General features: G+C 34.8%; 12 protein-coding genes. 3 read left to right on the forward strand and 9 right to left on the reverse strand.

Going from position 1 to position 12,180, the window contains the following annotated elements:
• Positions 1–79: 79 nt before the first annotated feature.
• The 8 genes from DCO46_RS13025 to DCO46_RS13060 all read right to left on the reverse strand — a co-directional run bounded on the left by DCO46_RS13025 (position 80) and on the right by DCO46_RS13060 (position 9,923).
• Positions 80–1,162, reverse strand: coding sequence for a bifunctional 3-deoxy-7-phosphoheptulonate synthase/chorismate mutase type II (locus tag DCO46_RS13025; RefSeq protein ID WP_035653393.1), 1,083 nt, complete (start codon positions 1,160–1,162; stop codon positions 80–82).
• Positions 1,163–1,174: 12 nt separating this feature from the next.
• Positions 1,175–2,035, reverse strand: coding sequence for a prephenate dehydrogenase (locus DCO46_RS13030; RefSeq protein ID WP_116752958.1), 861 nt, complete (start codon positions 2,033–2,035; stop codon positions 1,175–1,177).
• A 216-nt stretch (positions 2,036–2,251) separates the two neighbouring features.
• Positions 2,252–3,397, reverse strand: a complete 1,146-nt coding sequence (locus DCO46_RS13035; RefSeq protein WP_116752959.1) for a pyridoxal phosphate-dependent aminotransferase — start codon at positions 3,395–3,397, stop codon at positions 2,252–2,254.
• Positions 3,398–3,524: 127 nt separating this feature from the next.
• Positions 3,525–4,352, reverse strand: coding sequence for a prephenate dehydratase (locus DCO46_RS13040; RefSeq protein WP_116752960.1), 828 nt, complete (start codon positions 4,350–4,352; stop codon positions 3,525–3,527).
• A 440-nt stretch (positions 4,353–4,792) separates the two neighbouring features.
• Positions 4,793–5,269 carry a hypothetical protein gene (locus DCO46_RS13045; RefSeq protein WP_165828939.1) on the reverse strand — a complete coding sequence of 159 codons (477 nt, stop codon included), beginning with the start codon at positions 5,267–5,269 and terminating at the stop codon, positions 4,793–4,795.
• Positions 5,270–5,371: 102 nt separating this feature from the next.
• On the reverse strand, positions 5,372–7,765 hold the full coding sequence (locus DCO46_RS13050) for a ribonucleoside-diphosphate reductase subunit alpha (protein WP_116752962.1): 2,394 nt from the start codon (positions 7,763–7,765) through the stop codon (positions 5,372–5,374).
• 262 nt (positions 7,766–8,027) lie between these two features.
• The gene (locus DCO46_RS13055) at positions 8,028–9,017 is read right to left on the reverse strand and encodes a ribonucleotide-diphosphate reductase subunit beta (protein ID WP_116752967.1); all 990 of its coding nucleotides are present in this window, start codon (positions 9,015–9,017) and stop codon (positions 8,028–8,030) included.
• Positions 9,018–9,353: 336 nt separating this feature from the next.
• Complete coding sequence (locus DCO46_RS13060; protein ID WP_116752963.1) at positions 9,354–9,923, reverse strand: DUF3109 family protein; 570 nt, start codon at positions 9,921–9,923, stop codon at positions 9,354–9,356.
• Between the two features lie 258 nt (positions 9,924–10,181).
• On the opposite strand from DCO46_RS13060, the gene DCO46_RS13065 reads away from it, so the two are divergent.
• The 3 genes from DCO46_RS13065 (at position 10,182) to DCO46_RS13075 (ending at position 11,671) form a co-directional block, all read left to right on the forward strand.
• Positions 10,182–10,760, forward strand: coding sequence for a MarC family protein (locus DCO46_RS13065; protein WP_035681888.1), 579 nt, complete (start codon positions 10,182–10,184; stop codon positions 10,758–10,760).
• 103 nt (positions 10,761–10,863) lie between these two features.
• Positions 10,864–11,064: a hypothetical protein gene (locus DCO46_RS13070; protein ID WP_047778985.1), complete on the forward strand. Its 201-nt coding sequence runs from the start codon at positions 10,864–10,866 to the stop codon at positions 11,062–11,064.
• A 1-nt stretch (position 11,065) separates the two neighbouring features.
• A complete protein-coding gene (locus DCO46_RS13075) occupies positions 11,066–11,671 on the forward strand; it encodes an FAD-dependent oxidoreductase (protein WP_116752964.1) in 606 nt (201 codons plus the stop codon).
• Between the two features lies 1 nt (position 11,672).
• Here the strand turns inward: DCO46_RS13075 and DCO46_RS13080 are convergent, their stop codons facing one another.
• A complete protein-coding gene (locus DCO46_RS13080) occupies positions 11,673–11,987 on the reverse strand; it encodes a hypothetical protein (protein ID WP_116752965.1) in 315 nt (104 codons plus the stop codon).
• Between the last annotated feature and the right edge of the window lie 193 nt (positions 11,988–12,180).

Below are 12,180 nucleotides of genomic sequence, written 5' to 3' on the forward strand. Positions count from 1 at the left end.
ATTGTACTATAAGAAAATTTATAAATAAAGTTTAAAAATCTAAAATTAACTTATATCACTTATATGGTTTAAAACAAAATTATGCGTTAAAAATTTTCTCCTGGTGACCAATACTTTCCTGGTGAATTGCTTTGAACATTCTTAAAACAAACTCTTCTGTAAGGCCTTTTTTCTCACCTTCCAAAATCATTTTTCCTAAGATTTCGTTCCAACGATTGTTTTGAAGAATCGCCACGTTTGCATCTTTTTTCACTTGACCAATTTCGTCAGCTACTTTCATACGTTTTCCTAATAACTCTAATAAGTTAGCATCCAAAACGTCGATGTTCGCTCTTAGTTTTTTCATTTTTTGGCTGTACTCATCTGTAGTATCATCCGTTTTTCTGATCGTCAAATCTTTAATGATTTGTTTCAAAGCATCTGGAGTAACTTGTTGAGCAGCATCAGACCAAGCGTTGTCCGGATCGTAGTGCGTTTCGATAATCATACCGTCGTAGTTCAAATCTAAAGCCTCTTGCGTTACTTCAAAAATCATTTTACGATCTCCTGTAATGTGAGATGGATCGATGATTAATGGTAAATCAGGGAATTTATTTTGCAATTCGATAGCAATCTGCCATTCTGGAATGTTTCTGTATTTTGTTTTTTCATAAGTAGAGAAACCTCTGTGGATAACACCTAATTTCTCGATTCCAGCCATGTGTAAACGCTCAACACCACCTAACCATAAAGCTAAATCCGGGTTTACTGGGTTTTTAACCAAAACGATTTTATCAGTTCCTTTTAAAGTATCCGCAATTTCCTGAACCGCGAAAGGGTTTGCAGTTGTACGGGCACCAACCCATAAAACGTCGATATCGTGTTCTAAAGCCAGTTTACAGTGCGCTGCAGTTGCTACTTCAGTACCCATTAATAAACCAGTTTCAGCTTTAGCTTTTTGTAACCATTTTAATCCAATTTCTCCAACACCTTCAAATCCTCCCGGACGTGTTCTTGGTTTCCAGATTCCAGCTCTGAATACACTAACTTTTGAATCTTTTAATTCGTGAGCAATTTTCAATACTTGATCTTCCGTTTCTGCACTACATGGTCCAGCTATCACAAGTGGGTGATTTAAATTGAAATCTTCTAACCACTTTCTCATTTCTTTCTTATTTTCCATCTTTATTCTAATTTACTTTTTAGTTGTTGTTAATCCGTTTAGTATTTCTTTTATTTTATTTGTGCTTTCCATTTCTTCAAAAATGGCGTTGTAATTCTCCTCTTTCAACAAATCCCTAAACCGACTGAGATTTGAAATATATTCTTCTAATGTTTCCAGAACGTGTTCTTTATTCTGCTTAAAAATTGGTGTCCACATGGCTGGAGAACTTTTTGCTAAACGAACTGTACTTTCAAATCCACTTCCCGCCATGTCAAAAATATCCTGTTCGTCTTTTTCTTTGTTCATTACCGTTTTCCCGAGCATAAACGAACTGATGTGCGACAAATGCGAAACGTAAGCGATGTGTTTGTCGTGCGAAGTCGGGTCCATATATCGAATCCTCATTCCTATTTCGCTGAAAAGTTTTAATGCTTTTTCCTGCAATTTAAAAGTGGTTTTTTCCACTTCGCAAATAATGTTTGTTTTTCCTTTAAACAACCCTTTTATCGCCGCCGAAGGCCCTGAAAATTCCGTTCCTGCTATCGGATGCGTGGCAATAAAATTTCTTCTTTTCGGATGATTGGCAACTGCTTCGCAAATTGGTTTTTTAGTTGACCCTACTTCAAAAACAATTGTTTTATCTCCAACCGAATCCAGCACTTTTGGCAAAACCGTCAATGCCACATCTACCGGAACCGAAACGATTACAAAATCGGCTTCAGCCAAACCTTCAAAACTTCCTGCTTCGTCAATAACACCTAAATCAATGGCTTCCTGCAAATGTTTTTCGTTGCTGTCGATTCCAAAAATGGTCGAATCAGGATGTTGGTCTTTGATGTCCAGCACCATCGAACCGCCTATTAATCCTATTCCTATTACGTATACTTTCATATTTCTTTTTATTAGAAGCTATTTCCTGCTATCCGCTGTATCTTTTATGGCGAACCCCGCCATAAAAGGATGCCGCTTCTATCAGGGCTAGGGCTTCTCGTTTTCATAAGAGCTTTAGACTTCCTGCAAGGTTTTGAAAACCTTGTAGGTTTATATAATCAAGACCTTCAAACTCATACCTACAAGGTTTTCAAAACCTTGCAGGAAATCTTAATACTAAAATCGATCTATCGCTTCCTGTACTTTTTCCTCTTTCACACACAATGAGAATCTGATATAACCTTCGCCGTTGCTTCCAAAAATGGTTCCCGGTGTAATGAAAATATGTTTTTCATATAATATTTCGTCAATGAACTTCTCTTCTGATTCAATTCCTTCCGGAAGTTTCGCCCAGACAAAAAGCCCAACTCCTTCTTTATACACTTTACAGCCTAATTTTTCTGCCAGTTTTTCGGTTAATTCTCTTCGGCGTCTGTAAATTTTGTTTTGGTCTTCGAACCAGGATTTATCACAATTTAAAGCTGCGATTGCACCTTTCTGAATTCCGTAGAACATCCCGCTGTCCATATTGCTTTTTACTTTTAGAACTGCATCAATAATTTCAGGATTTCCTAAAACCATCCCAACTCTCCAGCCTGCCATGTTGAACGTTTTGCTTAGTGAATTTAATTCTAAAGCCACCTCTTTTGCCCCTTCAACCTGCAACAAACTCATCGGATTATCATTCAAAACAAAACTATACGGATTGTCGTTGATCAATAATATATTGTGTTTTTTAGCAAAAGCAACCAATTTTTCAAATAACGCTAAACTTCCTCTCGCTCCTGTCGGCATGTGCGGATATCCCAGCCACATGATTTTTACTTTCTCCAACTCTAATTTTTCTAAAGCTTCAAAATCCGGTTCCCAGGCATTTTCTTCTTTCAGATCATAATAAACCGGAACCGCTCCAACCAAATTGGTTACCGAAGTATAAGTTGGATAACCTGGATTCGGAATTAAAACATGATCGCCTTCATTTAAAAATGCCAACGAAATGTGCATTATTCCTTCTTTCGAACCCATCAACGGTAAAATCTCATTATTCGGATTCACTTCAACACCAAACTGATCTTTGTAAAAATCGGCCATCCCCTTTCTCAATTCCGGTAACCCCTGATAGCTTTGATAACCATGTCCGTTTTCGTCCTGAATTGCCGCAGCGACTGCTTCAATTACTGCTTTTGACGGACTCAAATCAGGGCTTCCAATTCCCATATTGATGATCGATTTTCCTTCAGACATCAGCTGACGAACTTCTCTCAATTTTGATGAGAAGTAGTATTCTTCAACTGTATCTAATCTTTTTGCTGTTGTAATCATTTTTTTTTATTGCTTTAGGCCGTAAGCTTTAGGCTTTAGGCTCTTTTATTCTCTATTTTCTAACTTTGTGGGCTTCGACTTCGCTCAGCCTGACAATTGGAATTTTAAAAAATTGGAAATTCCTTTTTTATGGTTTTGTATTCTTATATTCTCCCAACACTTTAAAGTACTCCGCCATGATGTTTAATAACGTTTTGGCTTTTGCGAAATCTTCATATTTTTCAAATGTCACATCTACGAAAAACGAATATTTCCAGGGCGTTTCAATTTTTGGAAGCGACTGGATTTTTGTCAAATTCAGTTTGCAGTCGCTCATAACATTCAAAACCGCTGCTAAACTTCCTCTTTTGTGATCCAATTCAAATTTGATTGATGCTCTGTTGATTTCGTTTTCCGGCAAAAATGAATTTTGCTTTTTGATAATCACAAAACGAGTCATATTATTTTTGATCGTCTGAATCTCCGGTGCGATGATTTCTAAATCATACATTTCAGAAGCTACTCTGCTTCCTATGGCTGCAATTCCGGTTAATTGTTTTTCCTGAATTCTTCTTGCTGTTTCAGCCGTATCCTTATCCTCAACCAATTTGATGTTTGGAAATTGTTTCAGATAATCCATACATTGCAAAAGTGCCATTGGGTGTGAATGAACTTCTTTTATATCTTCTAATTTCTGACCTTTCAAAGCCATTAAATTTTGATGAATGCTTAAATAATGCTCTCCAATAATGTGCAAATTATTCTTGTCAATCAAAGCATAATTCGGAATAATTGGCCCTGCAATCGAGTTCTCAATCGCCATAACCGCCTGATCCGATTTTCCGGCAATAAGGCTGTCGATTAATTCCTCAAAAGAAAGACATTCATCAATATCCACGTTTTCAGAGAAATACTCTTTAACCACCTGATGATGAAAAGAACCTTTTATACCTTGTATTGCAATTTTCGTTGTCATATATTCAAAAAAAAATCCTGATTTGCATCAGGATTGTATATTAGTTTTATTTGTCTTTATATTTCTCAAATAACCATAGCACAATCCTGACTTCTACTAAAGAAGAAATAAAATTTGTTGCTAAAATAAAAACGGTTAGTTGCCATTTTGTTTGTGTTATTATTTAAATTCTCTGCGAATGTATAAATTATTTTTACCGCACCAAAAAAATTATTGCATTTTATGAAACAAAAAAGGATTTCTTAACAAATTTATGATGTTTTGTATGATAATATAAAAATATGGACTTAAAATGAGATATTTACAATGGCTTTTTTGAAGGCCCTGAGATACTGAGATACTAAGGCACTAAGTTTTTTCGCCACGAATTCACGAATTAGCACAAATCATTGTTACTGTTAAATTCAATTTCCCGAATTCAGAATTGTTTTTTATAAGCATCATTTTTTAATAGAATCCAATGTTTGTTGACTTATTTGCTTTCTTTCTACCATAAATTTAAACCAGTTTTCTAATTCCTGTTTATCCTTTTTTTCTATTTTACTGATATCTATCTGAGGGAAATTTGAATAATCTATATTATACTTATAACAAACAGCCTGAAAGTAGTCAAAATAAGCTCTTTCATAATTAAATTTCTCTGCCATAATTTTAGCATATACCATTACACTATCTGTACTTTCATCAAAACAACAATCTTTAAAACTATAAAAGAGTTCATCATAAGCATCAGTATCTCCATTCTTTTTTACCCGATTTATCAAAGTATCATAATTTGTTGTCATAGAACTTATCGTTCTAACCTCATCCTGATTAATTTCTTCTAAATTATTTTCTTTCTGAGTTTGCACCTGCTCCACCTTTTCTCTACATGAAAAAAGGCACAATAAAAAAACTAATCCTAAAATCTTATTCATCATACATTGTTTAAAAACAAAAAAAAAGCAGCTATTATTATAATAACTGCTTTTATAAATATATCTAAAAATCTGAAATCTCAGATCTAAAATCTAAAATTATTAAGACCCGCACATTTCACAATCCTCTGGATCTGCTGCTTGTGCTTTAAGCAGCATTGCTTTATAATCCTCAACACTGATAGATTCTGTTTCAGCAACTAATGATGGAGCAGTTTCTTCTTTTTTATCGTTGTTTAGGGTGAATTTAATCGCATCTACCGCAGATTTCGTTCTTAGGTAATACATTCCTGTTTTTAAACCTGACTGCCAAGCATAGAAGTGCATTGAAGTAAGTTTAGAGAAATTAGCATCCTGCATAAACAAGTTCAGTGATTGAGACTGGTCAATAAAATAACCTCTCTGACGTGACATGTCTAAGATATCTTTCATAGACATTTCCCAAACTGTTTTATACAATTCTTTAATATCGTCCGGAATTCCGTTTATGTTTTGAACAGATCCGTTATGACGCATAATTTCCTGTTTCAACGATTCGTTCCAGATACCTAGTTTTACTAAATCTTCCAGTAAATGTTTGTTTACCACGATGAATTCTCCGGAAAGTGTTCTTCTTGTATAGATGTTAGAAGTATAAGGCTCAAAAGCTTCATTGTTTCCTAAAATCTGAGAAGTCGATGCTGTTGGCATTGGTGCCACTAATAATGAGTTACGAACTCCGTGTTCCATAACCTCTTTACGTAATGAACCCCAGTTCCAGCGTCCTGATAATTCTTCGTCTTTCATTCCCCACATATTGTATTGGAATTCTCCTTTTGACATTGGAGATCCTTCAAATGTAGAGTATGGCCCTTCTACTTTTGCCAGTTCCATAGAAGCGGTAACGGCAGCAAAGTATAAGGTTTCGAAAATCTCGTGGTTCAGCTGTTTTGCTTCGTCACTTGTAAATGGCATTCTTAACAGGATAAAAGCATCTGCCAAACCTTGCACTCCCAAACCAATTGGTCTGTGGCGAACGTTAGAATTTTCAGCTTCTTTTACCGGATAGTAATTTCTGTCAATTACTCTGTTAAGGTTATAAGTTACACGTTTTGTAACGTCAAATAATTTTTGGTGATCAAATTTTCCGTTCTCAACAAACATTGGTAATGAAATCGACGCCAGGTTACAAACTGCAACTTCATCCGGAGAGGTGTACTCAATAATTTCAGTACATAAGTTTGATGAACGGATTGTTCCTAAATTCTTTTGATTTGATTTACGGTTTGCGGCATCTTTATACAACATGTACGGAAGTCCTGTTTCTACCTGAGATTCAAGGATTTTTTCCCAGATTTCTCTCGCTTTAACTGTTTTTCTTCCTTTTCCTTGCGCTTCGTATCCTAAATATAAAGCATCAAATTCTTCACTGTGAACATCAGATAAGCCCGGACATTCGTTAGGGCACATTAGTGTCCATGTTGAATCTTCCTGAACTCTCTTCATGAATAAATCCGGAATCCACATTCCAAGGAACAAGTCACGTGTTCTCATTTCTTCTTTACCGTGATTTTTTCTCAAATCAAGGAAATCAAAAATATCAGCATGCCAAGGTTCGATGTACATCGCAAAACTTCCTTTACGTTTTCCTCCACCCTGATCCACATAACGCGCGGTCATGTCGTACACACGAAGCATCGGAACAATTCCGTTTGAAGTTCCGTTAGTTCCGCTGATATAAGAACCTGTTGCTCTTACATTGTGAATTGCCAAACCGATTCCTCCCGCAGATTGCGAAATTTTTGCTGTTTGTTTTAATGTATCATAAATACCATCAATACTATCATCTTTCATTGTTAATAAGAAACAAGATGACATCTGAGGTTTTGGTGTTCCGGAATTAAATAATGTTGGTGTAGCGTGTGTAAAGAATTTTTTAGACATCAACTCATACGTTTCAATCGCAGAAGCAATATCGTCTTTGTGAATTCCAACAGAAACACGCATCAGCATATGTTGTGGTCTCTCAACAATTTTCCCGTTTATTTTTAACAAATAAGAACGTTCAAGAGTTTTAAATCCAAAATAATCGTAGTTAAAATCACGATTATAAATAATTGTTGAATCCAGAACCTGAGCATTATTTTTGATTACTTCGTAAACATCATCTGCCAGCAAAGGAGCTTCTTTTCCTGTTCTTGGATTCACATAATGATACATGTCTGACATCGTTTCTGAGAACGATTTTGTTGTATTAGAATGTAAGTTAGAAATGGCAATACGAGCAGCTAATTGAGCATAATCAGGATGTGCGATAGTCATAGAGGCAGCAGTTTCTGCGGCAAGATTATCCAATTCCGAAGTAGAAACACCATCATACAATCCTTCAATAACACGCATGGCTACTTTTACAGGATCTACGAGTTCATTCAAACCGTAACACAATTTTTTGATTCTATCTGTAATCTTATCAAACATTACCGGCTCTTTTCGCCCATCTCTTTTTATTACATACATAAGCTTACTTTTTTATTGTTATTGAAAAAATGAAAGACACTGGAATAACGAATTCCAATACTTAAACATTGTGTGTTTTTTTATTATTTTTTGAGAATTGCAGGATTCTCAATAGTTACCCAGTTCCAATTTGAAAAACAAATTGAAAGTGAATTAAAATAATCGAATCTGCGATTTGGGAAAGAGATTCAATCTTATAAATTTTGATATTTTTTTATTTTTTTAGTGTTTTGGGGCAATCACTAAATTTATTCTTACCGTGCTAAAAATCTGCATCAAAGCTAATTTTCTGAGAATCGCTATCTCCGCCCGAACCACTGTTCATAACTCCGGCTTTTTGATATTCTGAAACTCTTTTTTCAAAGAAATTGGTTTTACCTTGTAAAGATATCATATCCATGAAGTCAAATGGGTTTGCAGATCCGTAAACACGCTCGCAACCTAACTCTACAAGCAACCTGTCAGCAACAAATTCCAAATACTGCGTCATTAAAGTCGCGTTCATACCTATTAAACTTACCGGAAGAGATTCTGTAACAAATTCTCTTTCGATATCTAAGGCATCAACAATGATTTCTTTAATTCTGTCTTTTGGCACTTTATTTACTAAATGGTGATTATGCAAATGAACTGCAAAATCACAGTGCACACCTTCGTCACGGGAAATTAATTCGTTTGAAAATGTCAGACCTGGCATAAGACCACGTTTTTTCAACCAGAAAATAGAACAAAAAGCACCTGAGAAAAATATCCCTTCAACCGCAGCAAAAGCAATTAATCTTTCAGCAAACGAATCTGACTCAATCCATTTTAATGCCCATTGCGCTTTTTTACCAATTGCAGGAAAAACTTCCAAAGCATTAAACAACTGATCTTTTTCTGCTTCATCTTTTACATAAGTATCAATAAGAAGAGAATAAGTTTCACTGTGGATGTTTTCCATCATAATCTGAAAACCGTAGAAAAATTTCGCTTCAGCATATTGTACTTCATTTACAAAGTTCTCAGCAAGGTTTTCATTTACAATTCCGTCAGAAGCAGCAAAAAATGCCAGGATGTGTTTTACAAAATAACGTTCATCATCTGAAAGCTTATTATTCCAGTCATTTAAATCCTGGTGTAAGTCGATTTCTTCTGCAGTCCAAAAGCTCGCTTCCATCTTCTTATACCAATCCCAAATATCGTGGTGTTTGATAGGAAAAATGACGAAACGATTCTTATTTTCTTGTAAAATTGGCTCAACTTGTGACATGGCTTTTATGTTTAATTTTTGTATTGAATTTTTGCTCATTCAGTAGACTACAAAGATTGTCATTTGTCGTCAGAAATAAAAGCCAAACTTATTCACAATCGGACGTAGTTTTTAACAACGGGCAAAAAGTGAGATATTTTTCAGACAATTATTAAATATCTGAAAATGAGATATTTAACAACATCAATTATACCCTGAAGGCCTGTAAAATATAGACTTTTTAGAATAAAAAGCAAGAAATTTTAAATTGTTTTAAAAAGTTTTTTTTGAGTTAAAACTTTATTTTTTTGAGTTAAAAAATTACGGTCAGAATGACCATATTACGAGTTACGATTTTTAGGAATTTTTTAGTTCATTTGCGACTTTTTCAAGCTCAATATACCAGTCTTCTCCAAAACGTCGAATTAAGGCTTCTTTGACAAACTTATACACAGGAACTTCCAGTTCTTTTCCTAAAGAACAGGCATCATCACAAATATCCCATTTATCATAATTAACTGCAGCGAACTCCGTAAAGTCTTTTACACGGATTGGATACAAATGACAGGAAACCGGTTTTTTCCAGTCTACGATTCCCTGGTTATAGGCCTGCTCGATTCCGCAAAGGGCAGTTTTTCCGTCAAAAATAACGTAAGCACAATCTTTCTCATCAATTAGTGGCGTTTCAAGATCACCATCAGTTCCTTTTACCCAGGTTCCCTGCGCTTCGATAGCAGCAATTCCTTCTTTACGTAAAAAAGGCTTTACTTTTGGATAAATCTCTTCCATGATTTTGGTCTCTGCTTCACTTAAAGGCGCACCTGCATCACCGTCAACACAGCAGGCTCCTTTACAAGCTGATAAGTTGCACACAAATTCTTTCTCAAGAATATCCTCCGAAATAATGGTTTTACCTAATTGAAACATGACCTAAAAAATACTAAATTTATTAAAGTGCAAAGATAGTCAAACTATATACATATATAAGAGATAAAATTCGATGCAAAAAATAGGCCTGATTACAATAGAAATTAACAACGAAACTTACTAATTGTTACAAAAATCATTTTTTTAGCCAAGTTTACATGTTTTTATAACAAAAATAACGGTTTGAATTTTATATCTAAAAAAGGCCTGACTTTATTATTTACCTTTGCACATCTTTTAAACCTAAATAAAAAAAACATGTTAGAAATTGATTTTAAGGAAATTATCACTGTCGGAATGGTTCTTTTTGCAGTAATTGATATCGTAGGATCAATTCCGATTATCGTAAACCTGAGAGCAAAAGTCGGCCACATCGAATCTGAAAAAGCTTCTATCGTTGCCGGAATGATTATGATCGTTTTTCTTTTTGTCGGGGAAGGTCTTCTAAACCTTATCGGTATAGATGTACACTCATTTGCAGTTGCCGGATCTTTTGTTTTATTTTTTCTTGCTTTAGAAATGATTTTAGGGATTAGAATCTATCGTGATGAAGAGCCCGGATCTGCTTCAATCGTTCCTCTGGCTTTCCCTCTGATTGCAGGGGCAGGAACAATGACAACTTTACTTTCATTACGATCCCAATTCCACACTATCAATATTATTATTGCTATTTTACTGAACATTATACTGGTGTATGTGGTTTTAAAATCATCTAAAAAAATCGAAACTTTATTAGGAGAAAACGGACTCGGTGTAGTTCGCAAGACATTTGGAGTGATACTTTTAGCAATTGCTGTTAAATTATTCGCTGCTAATGTTAAAGGTTTGTTCGTCTAACATTTAATTTTATAAATTTACCCCCATTAAAATTTCTAAATACAACTTTAGGTTTACGGCCACGGGTTTTACTTTATTATTTTAGACAAACAAAAACAATCTTATGAAAATTTTCACTTCAATCTTAGTGCTTTTAGCATTAGCTTTAATTGTTTTTAATATTACGTTGCTCGACTTTAAAAATCCTTTTCAGGGAGACAGTGCGGTAGCTTTTATTGGAATTGCAGCTTCGTTTTGTGCTGTTTTGATTCTTTTGATATTTAGAATTTCAAAAAAAATCGAAGAAAAAACGAACGGAAGATAATATGTTTGATACTTTAATTATTGGTGGAGGTGTTTCAGGCATATCTTGTGCTCTCGTTTTAGGTTCCGCTAAAAACAAAGCTTTTGTAACCGATAAAAAAATCGGAATTTTTACCCATCAAAAGAATTCTTCTTTACAAGAAGCAATTTTCTACAATGCTTATGGTATAACACCAGGAAAATTAGGTTCAGAATTGCTTTCCGAAAGTACTCAGGATTTAGCCCAAACCTACCCTCACATTACCCAGATTCCGAATGAAAAAGTAATCAGAGTCGAAGGAACTTTTCCTGACTTTACCGTTACTACAAACAAAAACTCCTATAAGACTAAAAGTATCGTAATCGGAATTGGTTCTGCAAATACTTTTGATATTGAAGGCTTAATGCAATACATTGAGCCACACAAAAAGGCACTTCCTGAAAAACAGCGTATTCAGCTTAAAAACGACGATCATAAAGTAGCGGATGGTATTTATGTAATCGGAACTCTGGCAGGCTGGAGAAGCCAGTTGGCAATTGCTGCCGGAAGTGGCGCTGCTGTAGCCACAGACATTCTTACTTTATGGAATAATGGTGTACAAACTCATGCACACGACAGTATTCGATAGTTTAAGAGTAAAAAAACAGCACTGTACCGAAAACAGCTACACCGATTACTCTCAAAAACCCTACAATAGCAAGGCGTTTTAAAGAAACAATATTTACTTTTTTCAGAACAATTTTTTCATAAAGAAAATTAACGAGAAGCAGAATAATTATTCCGATTAACCCAATAACAGAAGCTCCGGCTGCACGTGTAATAAATGAATAAGGAAGTTCAGCGATTAATTTCATTTTTCCTTCATAGCTTCCAATCCAAAAAATACTGAAAAAGGCAGTTATTGCAATTATTACAGCGATAAGCAATCCATTAATTATTCTCAAAACGTTATTGTATTTAAATTATAAAACGAAATTAAATAAAAAATTCCCGCAATAAAAACTGCGGGAATTTTTTATTTAATCTTATTGTTTTATTTTACTGAAACAATCTCTTTTACTTTAATATGCTTTTCGGTATCTGTTTTCCAGAATTCTCCTTTTACAGTAACCTCGTCGCCTTGTTTTATTACTTTAT

It is taken from the genome of Flavobacterium sp. HTF (assembly GCF_003105115.1).
Classification (GTDB): Bacteria; Bacteroidota; Bacteroidia; order Flavobacteriales; family Flavobacteriaceae; genus Flavobacterium.